At 26.7% G+C, this 17,790-nt stretch carries 14 protein-coding genes; 13 read left to right on the top strand and 1 reads right to left on the bottom strand.

Annotated elements, in window-relative coordinates:
* The first annotated feature begins 18 nt into the window (after positions 1–18).
* Genes C820_RS10400 through holA form a run of 6 tightly spaced genes read left to right on the top strand, consistent with a single transcriptional unit; the run spans position 19 to position 6,434 of the window.
* On the top strand, positions 19–708 hold the full coding sequence (locus C820_RS10400; protein ID WP_004034123.1) for a response regulator transcription factor: 690 nt from the start codon (positions 19–21) through the stop codon (positions 706–708).
* Positions 656–2,128, top strand: coding sequence for a sensor histidine kinase (locus tag C820_RS10405; RefSeq protein ID WP_051057737.1), 1,473 nt, complete (start codon positions 656–658; stop codon positions 2,126–2,128). Before C820_RS10400 ends, C820_RS10405 begins: the two co-directional genes overlap by 53 nt.
* Positions 2,129–2,163: 35 nt before the next feature.
* Positions 2,164–3,114 (top strand): GerMN domain-containing protein, encoded by a 951-nt coding sequence (locus C820_RS10410; RefSeq protein WP_162213033.1) that lies wholly within the window; start codon positions 2,164–2,166, stop codon positions 3,112–3,114.
* A 10-nt stretch (positions 3,115–3,124) separates the two neighbouring features.
* Positions 3,125–4,873 carry a ComEC/Rec2 family competence protein gene (locus C820_RS10415; protein ID WP_004034119.1) on the top strand — a complete coding sequence of 583 codons (1,749 nt, stop codon included), beginning with the start codon at positions 3,125–3,127 and terminating at the stop codon, positions 4,871–4,873.
* Positions 4,873–5,442 (top strand): ComEC/Rec2 family competence protein, encoded by a 570-nt coding sequence (locus C820_RS10420; RefSeq protein ID WP_004034118.1) that lies wholly within the window; start codon positions 4,873–4,875, stop codon positions 5,440–5,442. The genes C820_RS10415 and C820_RS10420 overlap by 1 nt, the downstream gene beginning before the upstream one ends.
* Positions 5,439–6,434 (top strand): DNA polymerase III subunit delta, encoded by a 996-nt coding sequence (gene holA, locus C820_RS10425; RefSeq protein WP_004034117.1) that lies wholly within the window; start codon positions 5,439–5,441, stop codon positions 6,432–6,434. The genes C820_RS10420 and holA overlap by 4 nt, the downstream gene beginning before the upstream one ends.
* Before the next feature lie 52 nt (positions 6,435–6,486).
* Here the strand turns inward: holA and C820_RS10430 are convergent, their stop codons facing one another.
* Entirely contained in the window at positions 6,487–7,254 is a 768-nt protein-coding gene (locus tag C820_RS10430; protein WP_004034116.1) for a 3'-5' exonuclease, read from the bottom strand.
* A gap of 128 nt (positions 7,255–7,382) precedes the next feature.
* Here C820_RS10430 and C820_RS10435 point away from each other — a divergent pair, with 128 nt between their 5' ends.
* The 7 genes from C820_RS10435 to C820_RS10465 all read left to right on the top strand — a co-directional run bounded on the left by C820_RS10435 (position 7,383) and on the right by C820_RS10465 (position 17,650).
* Entirely contained in the window at positions 7,383–7,637 is a 255-nt protein-coding gene (locus tag C820_RS10435; RefSeq protein ID WP_004034115.1) for a hypothetical protein, read from the top strand.
* 27 nt (positions 7,638–7,664) lie between these two features.
* The gene (locus tag C820_RS10440) at positions 7,665–8,219 is read left to right on the top strand and encodes a beta-class carbonic anhydrase (RefSeq protein WP_004034114.1); all 555 of its coding nucleotides are present in this window, start codon (positions 7,665–7,667) and stop codon (positions 8,217–8,219) included.
* A gap of 139 nt (positions 8,220–8,358) precedes the next feature.
* The gene (locus C820_RS10445; RefSeq protein ID WP_035295828.1) at positions 8,359–13,218 is read left to right on the top strand and encodes a nicotinate-nicotinamide nucleotide adenylyltransferase; all 4,860 of its coding nucleotides are present in this window, start codon (positions 8,359–8,361) and stop codon (positions 13,216–13,218) included.
* A 22-nt stretch (positions 13,219–13,240) separates the two neighbouring features.
* On the top strand, positions 13,241–14,428 hold the full coding sequence (locus C820_RS10450) for a Rossmann-fold NAD(P)-binding domain-containing protein (RefSeq protein WP_004034112.1): 1,188 nt from the start codon (positions 13,241–13,243) through the stop codon (positions 14,426–14,428).
* Positions 14,425–15,495, top strand: coding sequence for a flavodoxin family protein (locus C820_RS10455; protein ID WP_004034111.1), 1,071 nt, complete (start codon positions 14,425–14,427; stop codon positions 15,493–15,495). The genes C820_RS10450 and C820_RS10455 overlap by 4 nt, the downstream gene beginning before the upstream one ends.
* Positions 15,496–15,547: 52 nt before the next feature.
* Positions 15,548–16,273, top strand: coding sequence for a precorrin-2 C(20)-methyltransferase (gene cobI, locus C820_RS10460; RefSeq protein WP_004034110.1), 726 nt, complete (start codon positions 15,548–15,550; stop codon positions 16,271–16,273).
* A gap of 21 nt (positions 16,274–16,294) precedes the next feature.
* Positions 16,295–17,650, top strand: a complete 1,356-nt coding sequence (locus tag C820_RS10465; RefSeq protein WP_004034109.1) for an MATE family efflux transporter — start codon at positions 16,295–16,297, stop codon at positions 17,648–17,650.
* Positions 17,651–17,790: the final 140 nt, after the last annotated feature.

Raw genomic sequence — 17,790 nt, forward strand, 5'->3', positions numbered from 1 at the left:
ATACAGGAGGAAAGTGAAATGGCATACCATATTTTAGTTGTGGATGATGAAAAGTTAATTGTAAAAGGAATTAAATTCTCTTTAGAACAAGATGGAATGAAAGTAACACCTGCTTATGATGGAGAAGAAGCCCTCCGTTATATAAAGGAAGAAAAATTTGATTTAATTGTTTTAGATGTTATGTTACCTAAAATAGATGGTTTAGAAGTATGCCAGCAAACACGAGAATTTTCTCAAATTCCTATAATTATGGTAACAGCAAAAGGGGAAGATATGGATAAAATTATGGGATTAGAATATGGTGCAGATGATTATATTACAAAACCATTTAATATATTAGAATTAAAGGCAAGGATTAAAGCAATTTTAAGAAGAAGTAATACTCATAAAGGAATTTATAAAGATGCTCAAAATACATTACAAATTCGAAATTTAGAACTAGAGTTTGAAAGTAGACGTGTATTTATTGATGGTAAAGAAACAAATTTAACAGCAAAAGAATTTGATTTATTAGAATTATTTATGGAAAATCCAGGAAAAGTATATAGCAGAGAAAAACTCCTTGATACAGTTTGGGGATATGATTATCCAGGAGATGTAAGAACTGTTGATGTTCATGTCCGTCGATTAAGAGAAAAAATAGAAGAAAATCCAAGTGACCCAAAATACATTTTTACAAAATGGGGAGTTGGTTATTATTTTAACTAAATTAAAGAAAAAATGGAACAGTTTACAATGTATGTTATTACTCACATATATGCTAGTAGGTGTTGTTCCTCTTATCCTTTTTACTAATACTATTTTTCGTACTATGGACGAATATTTTGTAGAAGAAAGAAAAAAGGAACTTTTAAACCAAGCTAATATACTTTCTGGAAAAATTTCAGCTTCTGAGTATTTATATGATACTACAAAATGGAACCAATTTAATGAAGAAATTAGAATGATTAGTAACAAAGGAAATTTTCGTGTTATTGTTATTGATGCTTCAGGTATTGTTATAAATGATTCTAGTCGCCAAGATATTGGAAAAACATATCTTGTACAAGAAGTAATTGAAGCATTAGATAATAAAGATGTGTCAAGGCAACAAGAAGATGGTGTTATATATGCAACTGTTTCTATATTAGATAAGAATTCTAATAAAATTGGAGTTGTATTAATTTCAGCTCTTAGTGACGATGTTAGTGATACAGTAGGAGAAATTAGAAATCAATCAAATATACTTTTTTTAATGATTACAATTATGTTAACAATATTGATATATTTTTCTACAAGATTTTTCATAGAACCTCTAAAAAAAGTATTAGGAGTTATTATTAAAATGTCAGAAGGACATTTTGACCAAAGAATTGATATAAGAGGAATTCGTCATAACGAGATTACAGATTTAGCCTTAGCTTGCAATAATATGGCTGAAAGATTAGAACAGGTTGATACTTCAAGACAAAATTTTGTATCGAATGTATCTCATGAATTAAAAACACCACTAAGTTCTATGAAAGTTTTAAGCGAATCTATATTATTACAAAAAAACGTATCAAAAGAAGTATATATAGAATTTTTAGAAGATATTACTTCTGAAATTGATCGTATGACTGAAATTATAAATGATTTATTAACGCTAGTGAAATTAGATCAAAAAGAAATTCCTATTACTTTTATAGAAACAGAATTAAATCAACTTGTTTTAGATGTTATTAAAAGAATGAAACCTTTAGCAGATGAAAAAAAAATAGCATTAAATTATACTTTATTAAAAGAAAAAGTATTAGCTGAGGTAGACAAAACAAAATTTATGTTGGCTATTTCTAACCTTGTAGAAAATGCTATCAAATATACTTCTGAAAAAGGACTTATTACAATAACGATTGATAGTGACTATCAAAATGTATTTCTTTCTGTTTCAGATACTGGTATTGGAATTGCTGAAGAAGAAATTAGTAAAATATTTGAACGATTTTATAGAGTAGATAAAACAAGAAATCGTGAAACAGGAGGAACAGGTTTAGGACTTTCCATTACGCATGCTACTATTTTAATGCATAATGGAAGTATTAAAGTAAGTAGCAAAGAGCAAGAGGGAACTACTTTTTTAGTATGTATTCCTATAAAACAAACGATATGATATTGCAGTATAAAGGCTGCAAAGGAGGGAGTCCTTTGCTAAAAAAAGAAAAATATAAATATATTATATGGATTTTCATTTTATTATTTTTTATTATAAGTATAATTATTTTATCTTTTTTTACAAAAATGGAAAAAGAATTAGTAAACATTCATGAAAAAACAATAGAGCTATATTTTAATAATACTGCAACAAATAAATTGTGTTTAGAAGAAAGAGTAATAAAAGGAAACACACAAGAAGAATTAATTCTATCTGTATTAAATCAATTACAAGCAGGTTCTAAAATTGAAGAAAATACAATAGTATTTCCTCAAGATATTGCAATAATTGATATTACTATAAAAGAAGATATTGCAATAATTGATTTATCAAAGGAGTATAATAATTTATCACTTGGTGAAAAAATTATGTGTCGTTCTGCTATAGTATGGTCAGTAACAAGTCTTGATTTTATAGATTATGTTTGTATTAAAGTAGAGGGAAAAGAATTAAAAAAAGTTTCTGGTGAACCAATTGGTTTAATGAACCGTGAAAATACTATGATAAATCCGAATGTTTCGCCAGAATCAAAACGATATGAAATTGTTTCATTATATTTTACAGATAAGACAAAAAAATATCTTGTAAAAGAAGAACGAGAAATTGAAATCAGTCAAATACAAACAAGAGAAAAATCTGTTGTAGAACAATTAATTTTAGGAGCAAAAGAAGATAGCCATATTTCAACATTACCTCCTGACATTAAAATTAGAGATGTTACTACAACAAAGGAAGGAATTTGCTATGTTGATTTAAGTAGTGGTTCCATAGATAAAATAATAAATGGTAATATTAATGAACAAATTGCAATTTATTCTATTGTGAATTCTATAGTATCACTATATAATGTAGAAAAAGTACAATTTTTAATAGAAGGAGAAAAAATAGAAGAAACAATGGGAAATTTAGATTACACAAAACCATTTGAAAGTAAAAATATTTGAGGAAAAAATTATGATTAGACCATTTGTATGGACTTTATTTTTTATGATTATAGGCATTATTGTTGGGCAAAGTGCATCTATGATGTATTTTGCTCTTTTTGCTATAAGTATAGTAGTCATATCTGCAATAATAAGTTGGTATTTTAAAAGTAAAATTCCTGTTATATTTGTTTTGTCTTTTTTAGTGGGAAATTTATTGATTACACATAGTTTACAAATTGTTTCAGAAAAAACAGAAAAAATGATAAATCAAGAAGTAACTATAAAAGGAACTGTAGTAGATACTGCTTATACTTCATCTGGAAGGCAAAAAATAACAATTAAAACAGATTATATTGAAGCAGAAACGGAATTAGAAACAAAACCATTAAAAATACTAGCAATATTACCAGAATATGAAACCATACCTATTTGGAATAATGTGATATTAAAAGGAACACTTTATTCTTTGGAAAGAAATTCTATATCTAGTGGATATAATGAAAAATTATATTTATCTACCAGAGGATATCATTATAAAATGTATATTAAAGAATATAACATAATAGGACAACAAAAAACACCTATATTGTGTCATATTTATACACTTAAAGAAAATATTCAAAAAGTATATAATACTGTTTTACCTCCAGAAAAAAGTGCTATTTTAAAAGCGATGGTAACAGGAGATAAAGATGATATTGATAGTATTACAAGAGAATTATATGCACAAGCTGGCATTATGCATATTTTAGCTATTTCTGGACTACATATTTCTCTTATAAGTTTTTACATTTTTTATATTTTAGAAAAGCTTTTAAAGTGGAATAAAAGGAAATGTTCTGTTATTGTATTGTTCTGTTTATTATTTTATTTATTTTTTGCAGGATTTTCCCCTTCCGCTATTAGAGCTGTTATTATGATTAGTGTTGGACTTATAGGGAATATTTTCTACTATGAAAGTGATGCTTTAAATAATATTGCAATTGCTGCAATCTGTATTTTATTAATACAGCCGTTGTATCTATGGGATATTGGTTTTCAGCTTTCTTTTATAATAGTAACAGGTATTTTATTAGGTTCAGACATTATTAAAAATAGTACATTGCCATATTATATAAAAAATACATTAGGGATTTCATTTATAACTTCTGTTGTTAGTTTTCCTATTATGGCATACCATTTTTATTTTATTTCTATGATAGGTATTTTAGTAAATATAATTATATTACCGTTAACTAGTATATTATTAGGTATTGGTATGATAGTAGGAATTATAGGGCTATTTTCAATACCAGTAGCAACTTTTTTAAGTGGAATAGTATATTATATATTATGTTTTTATGAAAAAGTATGTACTTTGGCAACATTGGTACCATATGGATATATACTTTGGGGAAGGCCTCTTTTAATTACAGTATTATTATGTTATTTGTTATTATTGATAATTTATTTTTATAAAAGAAATAATATATATTATAAATGTACTATTGTTTTTGTAGAAGTTATGATATTAATAATTATTTTTAGCAATCAATATATATTCCAAAGGGACAAAATTTCTTTTCTATATGTTGGCCAAGGAGATGCTATTGTAATACAAACATATGATAAATATAATTATATTGTAGATACAGGAGGAAAGTCTCAAACTGCATTAGGGAGTAATACAGGTGTTTATACAGTATTACCATATTTACAAGAACAAGGTATTTCAGAAATTGATGGTTTATTTATTACACATATGGATGTGACCATTGTCTTGGAGCTATTGAATTAATGAATGATATAAAAATCAATAAGATTTATATATCGAATTATAATTTTGAAAGAACGCCATTATATGAAACATTTCTAAAAAATGCTCAAAAGAATGAAATTCCTATTTTTATTATAGGAGCTGGAGATAGCGAAAAATTAGGTAATACTATGCAGTTAGATGTGTTATACCCTTATTATAAAATGAAATTTTTTGATATAAATGATAATCATGGTTCTTTGGTATTACATATTACATCTAAGAATACCTCTATTTTATTAACTGGTGATATTGGTATCATTGATGAAACAATATTGCTTCAACAAAATATTGACTTAAAAAGCGATATACTAAAGATAGGTCATCATGGTTCAAAGTATTCTAGTACAGAAAATTTCTTGAAAGCAGTAAACCCAGAAATTGCAATATTATCTTATGGAGAAAATAATTTGTATGGGCATCCTCACACTGAAACAATAGAACGCTTACAAAATCAGAACATTACTTTTTATGAAACTGCAAAGCAAGGTACAATTACTGTTTTAATTGACAAAAATGGTTATACTGTAGAAGGGATGTATACGAAATGAAAGAATTAGAAAAGCGATTAAAACAAAATAATATTTCTTCTTGTTATTTATTTTATGGAACGGAACAATATCTTAAAACACAATATACAAATTTATTGAAGAAAACAGTGTTAGAACCATCGGCAGAGATTATGAACCTTGATATTTTTGAAGGGAATAAACAAGACATTTCTGCTATTTTAGATAGTGCTGATACACTTCCTTTCTTAAGTGAAAAAAGACTTGTTATTGTAAAAGAAAGCGAATTATTTCAAACAGGACGAAAAAATGATACTGAAAAAATGTCAGATTATATAAAAACAATACCTGATACTACCTGTATTGTTTTTATAGAAAATGCAGCTGATAAAAGAGGAAAACTTTATAAAACAATTTCTAAATATGGTTATATTGCAGAGATGAATGGCCTTTCTGAGAAAGAATTATTATATTGGATAATAAGAGAATGCAAAAGAAATAAATTTCAAATAGAAACAAAAATTGCTTCCTATTTATTATATGTGGTAGGAGGAGAAATGATACAACTAGAAAAAGAAATTAAAAAACTTGGTGCTTTTTTGCCAGAAAATTCACAAGCTACATCTTATGACATTGATATTATTTGTATAAAATCATTAGAAACTAAAATATTTGATTTACTTAATGCAATGATAAATGGGCAATCTAAACAAGCTATTACAATTTATCATAATTTATTATTAATGAAAGAGTCTCCTCTTATGATATTAGCTATGATAATACGACAGTTTCGTATGATACTTCAATGCAAAATTCTTTTAGAACAAGTAAAAGTACAAAGTCAAATAGCAGAAAAAATGGGATTAAGAGATTTTATGGTAAAGCAATATGTACAACAGTCAAAATATTTTAATATAGAAGAATTAAGGCAAGCATTAGAATTTTGTTTACAAGTAGATATCAATATAAAAACAGGAAAATGGAATAGCGAATTAGCAGTAGAGCTATTGCTTTTACAATATAGTAAAAAGTAATATAAAAAAGACAAACCCTCTTATAAAAAATGAGAGTTGTCTTTTTTATTTTTTATTTATAATATTTGTTTTCCTTTTTAGGTATATCAAACGAACAATTTTTCCCTAATTTGTATGATTTTTTGATTAACATTTTTTCTTCAACAGTTAATTTTCTATTTAATATTTTTTCAAAATATTCTACTAAACCTTTCATATGAAGATGTGTTGTTTCATGATTATGAAACAATTCTGAAATTTGACATATTTCAGGAGAGTTTTCTTTTGAATATACAATTTGAAATATTTTTGCGGTGTAAATAGCATCATTAAGAGCATCATGAAAAGTACTTTCTATTTTTAAATTTAATTCGGTTACAGCATTTTTTAATCCAATAGCTTGACCAGGCTGATATTTCAAATATATAGAAGCAAATTTTTGTACATTTATAAATTGATTACAGATTTTAGTAGCATCTAAATTATAAAATAATATATTTTTGAAAAGTGACTTTACATCGTCATTGCCCCATGTACATAATATAGCATCTTTTTTTCCTATAAATTTTATAAAAGAAGCATAAGCTTCGGAAAAACATACGCCACTTTTTAATTGTTCATAAGTTAAGTTTGTAATTTTTTCTACATAAGGATGAATACGTGGATAAATTACTGGTTTAATTAAAATATTAAATTTATCTAAAATACAAAGTTGATCATTTAATTTTACTGCCCCAATTTGTATGATTTCGAAAGGACATTTGGGGTGTAATGTTGTTTGAAAACCAGTTTTAAATTGAAAAGGCTGATTAAATTCTAAATCTAGTACAATATAATTCATAGAAAATGCTCCTTTATCAGTATTCATTTTATTAGTATAGCACCTTTTTTTTAGAGATACAACCTTTTTAAATAGTATTGAATAAATGCAAATGAAATGATAAAATTAAAAAAAGGAGGTTATATGCTTTGAAAGAATATTTTACACCAGAGCAAATAAAAAAAGAACTAAATAAAATATATATTGAAGAAGATGATTTAGTATTAGAAGGAGAATATATAGAAGGAGAGGGAACTCATTATATTATAACAGGAATTGCTATCATTGAAAATGAACGTTATCATAATTTTGAAATAGAATTTAATTTAGTAGAATTTCCAAAAGAAGAAACAATTCCTTTTATTATGGGTATAGAATGGGAATGGTATGACTATTTATGCTAAAATTCTTTCTAAATAAGGGGGTAGCAAATGATGAATGATGGTTTGAAAAAGATGTTGGAATATAATAGAATTTTTGTAGAACATGAAATGTATAAAAAATATGAAACAACAAAATATCCTGACAGGAAAATTGCTATATTGGCTTGCATGGACACTAGAATGACGGAACTTTTGCCTGCTGCTCTTGGCTTAAAAAATGGAGATGTTAAACTCATTAAAAATGCTGGAGGTCAAATAATGCACCCTTATGGAAGTGCTATGTTTAGTTTAATTGTAGCAGTATACGAATTAGATGTTGATACTATTATAGTAATAGGACATGATGATTGTGGAGGTCAACTTTTAGATGGTAAAAAAGTAATACAAAAAATGATACAGCATGGTATTTCTGTAGAAAATATAAAATATATTGATGAAACTCATAAAAATGTAGAACAATGGTTAACTGGATTTCATAGTGTGGAAAAATCTGTACATTCTACATTAGAAATTATTAAAAATCATCCTCTTATTCATAAAGAGGTGGAAGTTTATGGATTTATTATGAGTCCTAAAACAGGAGAATTACGTTCTATTAAATAATTTATTTTAGAAAAGAGTCAATTATTAATATTGATTCTTTTTTTACATATTTTTGTAAAAAGTAGTTTATGTTTTATTGAAAAAGCAATATAATAATGATAATTATATTATTAAAAAAATAATAGAAATGGGTGTGTTTATGCAAAAAAAATCAATACAAGACTTATATTATAATTTAATTGATTGTTTAACTGACCGTCGTTTTTTACGCAAAATGCGTACTACAAAAAAGTCTATGCTACTTTTATTAAAACAAGATGACTGGAAGTCTAATATTAAATTTGTAATACAACAAGAAGAAATTACTTGTAAAAATGTTCTTAGTGTTTGTTTAAAGACAATGGAACTTTTTTGTGAACAAGAGCAGCAACAAAATTGGCTTGATTATATTTATCAATATATTAGGAAAGGGCTTTTTCAAGAGAGTGTAAAAATTACAATTACTCCTTATTATGAAAAAGCAATTTTCTTTTATTTAGAAATTTTGCGTGTTTTTCTCAATTATGAACAAAATACTCAACCTTTTGAAAGAATAAGGGATTTTCAATTTGCAACAGAAGAAGAAATTGCAGAAAGTCACTATGCAGAAGAATATAAAAGATTTCGTAAATGTATAAAAAACCAATATTTCTATGAATTGATGCGTATTGGAAAAGAAATTATGCCTTTTGATTCTCTTGCACACATTGCAGGTGTACATTACATTGCTATGCATACTGCAAGACAAATTGTAAAAACAAATGTACCTATTGATTTAGGGTTAATTTCAGGTGCAGCAGCAGGACACGATATTGGAAAATATGGTTGTAAAGATGAAGAAGTAAAGAGAATTCCTTATTTACATTACTATTATACCGATTTATGGTGTAAAAGAAATCTTTTACCATCTATTGGTCATATTGCAGCAAATCATTCCACATGGGATTTAGAATTAGAGGATTTACCAATAGAATCTTTAATTTTAATTTATTCGGATTTTAGAGTAAAAACAAAATGTTGGGAAAATGGAAAAGAAGTAATGGGATTTTTTAGTTTAGAAGATTCATTTCAAGTTATATTAGATAAATTAGATAATGTTGATGCTGCAAAAGAAAGTAGGTACCGTCATGTATATGCTAAATTAAAAGATTTTGAAAATTATATGATTAGTCTTGGGGTAAATGTGGATTTTAAAACAGACCAATTATCAATTAAAATAAAAAAAGATAAGGCTATATTAAATATGAATGAAACAGTAGAAGCTTTAAAGTATATGGCAATCGAACATAATATTTCTCTTATGCATAGAGTAAGCCATGAAGTTTCTTTTGGTAATATTTTAGAAGCAGCTAGAAGTGCAAAAAATTGGAAAAATAGTCGTGCTTATCTAAATATATTTGAGGAATATTTTACATATATGACACAAAAACAGAAAACAATGACATTAAATTTTTTATATGAATTATTAATGCACAGAGAAGGAGATATTCGTAGACAAGCTGCTGATTTGATGGGAAATATTATTGTTAATTATGATGAAGACTATAGAAAAGAATTACCTAAAAATGTTAAAATTTCTTTAGGAGAACATACAAGTCAAGAATTATTAACACAATATTTAAAGTTAATTATAGAACCTGACCATAAAATAACAGATAAACATAAAAGATGGATTGGATATACTTTAAAAATATTACTTGAATCTGTATTAAATAGATGTTCTGAAAAAAAAGAAAAGATATATTTGAGTTGTTTATTAAAATTTTATGAAAATACAAAAAGAGAAGAAGCAACACTATTTATTATGATAGATGCTCTTTTGTCATTACCTTTGGTGTTGATAAAAGAGGAAGAACTTGATATAATACTTCATTTTCTAGAGGAAGCTATTAAAACACCATCTATAGAAATTTGGACATCAACATTACATTTTATAAAATATATGACCAAAAATATAACGCCAAGTAATAAATGGAAATTATGTTTACAGGAAATTATAAAAAAAGTTCCTTCTAAAAATTATTTTACATTACAATTTTTAATTTATGGAGTAGCTAAAAATTGGGATTTAAAAGAGTGCCTTCATTATTGTGATTTAAAAACAATATATGAAGAAAACTCTATTGTATCTGAAATATTTTTAGAAAATACAAAAGTAGCAACACCATGGATAATTAAATCTGTAAATATAGAATGGCTTTTAGATAGAGTAAACTTAGATAGAGAAATGCCTATTTTACAAATTGCAACACATTTTTCTAATTTAGTAAAAGTGAGTGAAAGAGTAGCAGTACGTCATAACGCCGGTAGTGCTTTAGTAAGTATTGCACCTCTTTTAACATTAGCACAAAGAAATGAAATTGTTATAGAGTTAACAAAAGGCCTCGAAATTGGAGAATATGAATTTTCAAAATATATCCCTCAATATTTAGGGGAGTTTGCACTTTATCTTCATCCTGATGAATTAGATGAATTTGTAAATGATTTAAAACGTCTTTTAATTAGCACAAATGCTCGTGTTGTTTGTCTTACATTGGATACGTTAGGTATTGTATTACAACATTATGGTGTATATAAACAACGTTTTCAAGAAACTAGCTTAAAATATAAAGAACGTAAGAAAATCATGTTAGGTATGATTTTAGGTGGTTTAGCAAATTATAATGAAACAGTGAGTCAAGAGGCTGTTTTAGTAATTGGCCAATATTTATTTGGTAGTAAGTTACTTTCATTGCAAGAGAAAAAAGATATTTTTAAAATGATGGCTAAAAAGATTACAACATTAATCGAAAATAAAGAAACATCTGAGTTATCTTTTTTCTATAATGCAGCTTCTTTAAATTATATTTATCGTTTTATTGGAGATTATTTATTTTCTTATAAGAATTTTGACTTTGAAGAACCAAATAAAGTTGCATTTTTTCCAGGAACGTTTGACCCTTTTTCATTAGGCCATAAAGGAATTGCAAAAGAAATAAGAGATATGGGATTTATTGTATATTTAGCATTAGATGAATTTTCTTGGTCTAAAAAGACACAACCCCATATGATACGACGTGAAATTGTGACTATGTCTGTAGCAAATGAAGAGAATATCTATTTATTTCCAGATGATATTCCAGTAAATATTGCAAATCCTAGTGATTTAAAACAATTAAAAGAGTTATTTCCAGAAAAAGAAGTATATATGGTAGCAGGTAGTGATGTAGTAGAAAATGCGTCTTCTTATAAAGTACCTTCTGTAGAACATTCTATACAAACTTTTAATCATATTTTATTTTTAAGAGAAAGTCAAACACACCAAAAAGAAGGTGAAGATGGTAAATTAGATAGTAAAATTTTAGGGAATATTTTAAAATTAAAATTGCCTGTACACTTAGAAGATATTAGTTCTACTAGAATTAGAGAAAATATAGATGATAATAGAGATATTTCTACTTTGATTGACCCAGTGGCACAAAATTATATTTATGAAAATAGTTTATATTTAAGAGAACCTCAATATAAACAAATTCTTCGTGCAAAAACAATACAGATTGAATTATTTGAACATTTAACATATTCTTTAAAAAATGAATTACTTGAGTTTTCTTATAAACATGAAAATCAAGAAGGAATTCGTTTTGCTATGGATAGACCAGATGTACTTTTTGCTGTTATTCGTGATGGAAAAATGGAAGGAGAAATCGTAGGTGTATCTATATTTTGTTCTTTAACTACATTAAAATTATATCAAGAATTTAAAAGCATGGAAGTTGCAAACCATATTAGAGAAAACACTTCTGGTCGTATTTTACTCATAACAGGATTATATGTTTCTAAAAATACAAAAATTAGAAATGTAGAACAACTTTTATTGACAGAAACATTAGCAAGTGCATTAGCCAAAGATTATACATATTGCGTATTTAGTCCAGAAATTGGGTTTATAAATAAAAAGATACATATTGTTTTAGAACAGCAAGGATTTTATTTATTAAATGAAGCATTACCAGAACGACCTATATTTGTAGTAGATATGAAAAATCCTATTGCATTCATACAAAATATGGAAACTGTAATAAAAGAGCCTTTTAACAGAAATGAGAGAGTACTTGATATATTAGATGAAACACATAGTAAATTACAAAAAGCTATGACGCAACTTTATCCAGGAAATTTAGTTTTGTCATTTCATTCTAGTATTATGCACCACAGATTAGTAGAATTAATTACAAAAGCAAATGGTGTACCAAGTGAACCTTTACCTATTAGAAAACTAGGTACTGCAATGTGTGTACCTTTTGGTAAAATTTTAAGAGGAATGGTAATTCCTAATACTGTGACAAAAGTTCTTCATACAGAAAAAACTTATCATTCTGAATTGAAAAGCTTTAAAATTACAGAATACCCTAATTATTCACCATTAAAAAATCAAGCAAAAACAATTAAATCATTTTGTAGACCAGTCATATTAGTAGATGATTTATTACATAAAGGGTATCGTATTAAAGAATTAGACCCACTATTGAAAACAGAAAATATAGAAATTGAACGTATTATTGTTGGAGTTCTTTCTGGTAGAGGAAAAGATCTCATGGATATTCAAAATAGAAAAGTAGAAAGTTTATATTTTATACCTTCTTTACGTGCTTGGTTTGTAGAGTCTACTATTTATCCTTTTATTGGAGGAGATAGTGTAGAAAGAAAAGAAAAATTAAAAGCAAATTTATTAAATTCTATTAATTTAATATTACCTTATGTTATGCCAGGATTTTTAAAAGATACTACTAAAGAAGCAATATATCACTTATCTATGACTGCATTAGAAAATGCTAAAAATATTATGATGGTATTGGAAGAAGAATATCAAAAAGAATATGAAAGAAATTTAACATTAAATCGATTAAATGAAGTAATTATTCACCCTAGTTGTCCAGATAAAGGTGGTTGTTTAAGTTATGACTATCATTTAGCACCATCTATTTATATTGCAAACGATATTGAAAAATTGGTTCGTTTAAGTGGCTTAATAAAGTAATACAAAAAGTGAGGTGTAATAAATGGAATGGTTAGAAAGAGAAAATAGTATTATTGTTGGAGTTAAAAAAGACATTCAAAAGTCAAAGGGCCGTTTTTTAGCAACATATCCAGAAATGTTATTGACACAAGAAAGTATAAAATGGCTTAGCACAAACCACATGAATAACGAATATGATAAGTTACCTAAAAGAATAAAAGAAGCTTTCATTCAAAAAGAAAATATTACTTGTGTTAATATAGGCTATAAAAGTTTAGAGCAATGGAATAAAGAGGAAAATGAATTGTCGTTTATAAAAAAGAAAAAAATTCATATATTAGCATTAGGTGATGTAGGTAGTACAGTACTAATAGGATTAAAACTTCTCGGAAAAGATTGTATTGATAAAATTGGCATTTGTGATATGAATGAAGCAGTATGTAAAAGATGGGAATATGAAATGAACCAAACGACTTTTCCTTGGGAATATAATGCTTTTCCAGAAATAGAGATTATAGATCAACAACATTTATTTGATTGTGATGTATTTGTATTTTGTGCTTCAAAAGGAATTCCTCCTATTGGTTCTGATATAAAAGATGTACGTATGGCACAGTTTGAAGCTAATAAAATGATTGTATGTAATTTTGCAAAAAAAGCAAGAGAAAAAAATTTTTCTGGATTATTCGCTGTGGTATCTGACCCAGTAGATCCTTTATGTAAAGCTGCATTTTTATCAAGTAATCAAAATGAAAAAGGACAATTTGATGGAAAAGGACTTTTACCAGAACAAATACAAGGCTATGGACTTGGTGTTATGAATGCAAGGGCAGCTTATTTTGCAAAAAAAGAAAAACGTTTTCAGATTTTTTTGGAAGAAGGTAGAGCATTTGGCCCTCATGGTCAAGATTTAGTTATTGCAAATAGTATTGAAAATTATGATGATGTACTTTCAAAAGAATTAACAACTCTTGCTGTTGAAGCAAATATTAGAACAAGAGAATTAGGATTTAAACCTTATATTGCACCAGCATTTTCTTCTGCTGCAATTTCTATTATATTAACAATACAAGGAAAATGGCATTACAGTTCTAATTTTTTAGGTGGTGTTTATATGGGTTGTAAAAATAGAACAACAAAATTAGGTTTAGAAATAGAAAGTTTACCTTTAACAGAACAATTATACTGTCGTATTGAAAAAGCATTTCAAAATTTGGAGAATATAATATGAAAGATGAATTAATTTTAGTACAGCCTCATTGTGAGGATAAACAAAAAACAAAAAGATTAGAACAAGTTTTAGAAAAGGCACTAACGAATATTTCTTATAGAAAAATTACAAAAGAAGAGGATTTTCAAGATTTACAAAATAAGAAAATTATTTTTGCTATTTCTCAAGGAATTTCTGGTATTAACTTGGAATACTTTCGATTTTTGAAAAAAATAAGAATGGATGCTAATTTCTTAGAAAACTCTATAGCTGGTATTATTGTAGATGGAGAAAGTGAATTATTTACAAAATCTATTGCAAGAGAATTTGTATTTACTGCAAATCAAGCTGGTTGTACATTTCCAGGAAAACCTCTTGTTGAAGCTACAGCTTCATTACAAAATTTTAATATACAAGCTAAAATATTGGAAACAAATTATATCGGAGCATATGAAAAATCTGTACGAGTGTTAATAGAACAAGTATTATCTTTTAAACCTACTAAAAAGAAACAACCTAAAATATTAGTACTTCATGCAAGTAATTTTAAAACTTCTAACACTTCTCAACTTTGGAATATGACAAAGCAACATTTAACTAGTTGTGAAATAAAAGAAATTTCATTAAGAAATGGAAGTATTCAAGATTGTTCTGGTTGTCCCTATACTATGTGTATGCATTTTAGTGCTAAATCTAATTGTTATTATGGTGGAGTAATTGTTGATGAAGTTTATCCAGCAATATTAGAATGTGATGCACTTGTATTACTTTGTCCTAATTACAATGATGCAGTTAGTGCAAATTTATGTGCTTTTATTAACCGTTTAACTGCTTTGTTTCGAAAAACAAGGTTTTATGAAAAGTATATTTTTGGTATTATTGTATCTGGTTATAGTGGAGGGGATTTAGTAGCAGAACAATTAATTAGTGCTTTGAACATGAATAAAACATTTATACTTCCTTCTCGTTTTGCTTTATTAGAAACGGCGAATGATCCAAACAGTATACAAAAAATAGATGGAATAAGTAAAAAAGCAGAAAATTTTGCAAATCACATTTTAGAAATAATTCAAATAAAAAATAGTTGATTTATGAAATAATAGCTCCTTTATTGAAGGAAATCAGTAAGGAGCTATCATAATGTCAATGGAATGCAAAGGAGAGAAATATACTATGGGAACATTATATGGTGTTGGTATTGGAGCAGGTGACCCTAAACTTTTAACATATCAAGCAGTAGAATGTATTAAAAAATGTAATATCATTGCAATACCCAATAGTGGAACAGGTAATTTTGTTGCTTATGATATTGTGGTGCAAGCAATACCAGAATTAGTACAAAAAGAAATTATTAAAATATTTATGCCTATGACAAAAGATAAAGTATTATTAGAAAAGTATCATAAAGAAGGAAGTAAAATTATTTTACAATATTTACAAAATAACGATGTAGCATTTTTAACATTAGGTGACCCTTCTATTTATGCAACTTATATGTATATTCATAAAAAAGTAAAAGAAAATGGAAAACAAGTTAAAATGATTTCTGGTATTCCTTCTTTTTGTGCAGTTTCTTCTACATTAGGTATTAGTTTAACGGAAAGCGATGAAATGCTTCATATTATTCCTGCTTCATATGGTATAGAATATGCTTTATCATTATCTGGAACAAAAGTGCTAATGAAAGTAGGAAAGTCATTTCAAAATATAAAGCAGTTTCTCTTACATAATGAACATAAATTTGATTGTTATATGGTTGAAAATTGTGGTATGAAAACAGAAAAAAAATATTTTTCTTTGAAAGAGTTTCCAGATAATACAGGATATTTTACTACCATTATTATAAAAGATAAAAAAGTAAATTAATAAATAAAGAAGGATTGAATTATGGCTGAAACAATCGAAATGAAACAAAAAGAATTATTCTCTAATAAAGCAATTTATCAATTAATTATACCTTTAATTATAGAACAGATATTAGCTGTAACAGTAGGTATGGCAGATGTTATGATGATTTCTGTAGCAGGAGAGGCAGCAGTATCTGGAGTTTCACTTGTAGACATGATTAATGTTTTAATTATTAATATTTTCGCTGCATTATCAACTGGAGGTGCTGTTGTTTCTGCACAATTTATAGGAAAGAAAAATAGAGAACAAGCTTGTTTGTCTGCTTATCAACTTTTAATTATAACAGTTATTATTTCTATAGTTGTTATGATTATAATATTATTTTGGAAAAGACCAATATTAAAATTATTATTTGGAGAAATTGAAAAAGAAGTTATGAAAAATGCTATTATTTATTTGGATATTACAGCTATTTCTTATCCATTTTTAGCAATTTATAATTCATGTTCAGCGTTGTTTCGTTCTATGGGAAATTCAAAAGTTTCTATGATGCTGTCGTTTTTAATGAATATTATTAATATTGGAGGGAATGCTTTTTTTATATTTTTACTTCGTTTAGGTATTGCTGGTGTAGCTATTCCTTCTTTGATTTCTCGTTTATTAGCGTCTATTATTATATTATATTTGATTTGTAATCCTAAAAACCAGATATATATAAAACCACAACTAAAAATTCAATTACATAAAGCAATGATTAAAAAAATATTACATATTGGTATTCCAAATGGTTTAGAAAATGGTTTATTTCAACTTGGTAGAGTTCTTGTTGTAGGTATTATTGCTAGTTTTGGTACAGTACAGATTGCAGCAAATGCAGTAGCCAATAATATTGATTCTATGGGGTGTATTCCAGGTCAAGCAATTAGTCTTGCTATGATTACAGTTGTAGGGCAATGTGTTGGAGCAGGAGATTATAAACAGGCAGAATACTATACTAAAAAGTTAATGAAAATATCCTATGCTTTTACTTCTTCTATTAATGCTATTATACTTTGTGTATTACCATTACTATTAGCTATTTACCATTTATCTGATAGTACATTACAATTAGCTAAAATATTAATATGGATACATTGTGGTTGTGCTATATTTTTATGGCCTGCTTCTTTTACATTACCAAATGCTTTACGTGCAGCAAATGATGTAAAATTTACAATGATTTGTTCTATTGCTTCTATGTGGATATTTCGTATTATCAATAGTTACATTCTTGGTAAATCTATGGGAATGGGAGCTATTGGTGTATGGATTGGTATGATTTTAGATTGGATATTTCGTATTATTTGTTTTATATGGAGATATTATTCTGGTAAATGGAAATTACATAAAATATAAAGAAACTGTTAAAAATACACAAAAATAATACAATGTTTTGTATATTTATGCTATACTGGTGAAAGTAGTAAAATGAATACAATTTTATTGTTTACTGTAAAAATTTATCCTTTAAATTGACATCTTTATTATATTATCTA

The sequence above is a fragment of the Clostridium sp. MD294 genome, from assembly GCF_000364165.2.
GTDB lineage: Bacteria > Bacillota > Clostridia > Lachnospirales > Anaerotignaceae > Coprocola.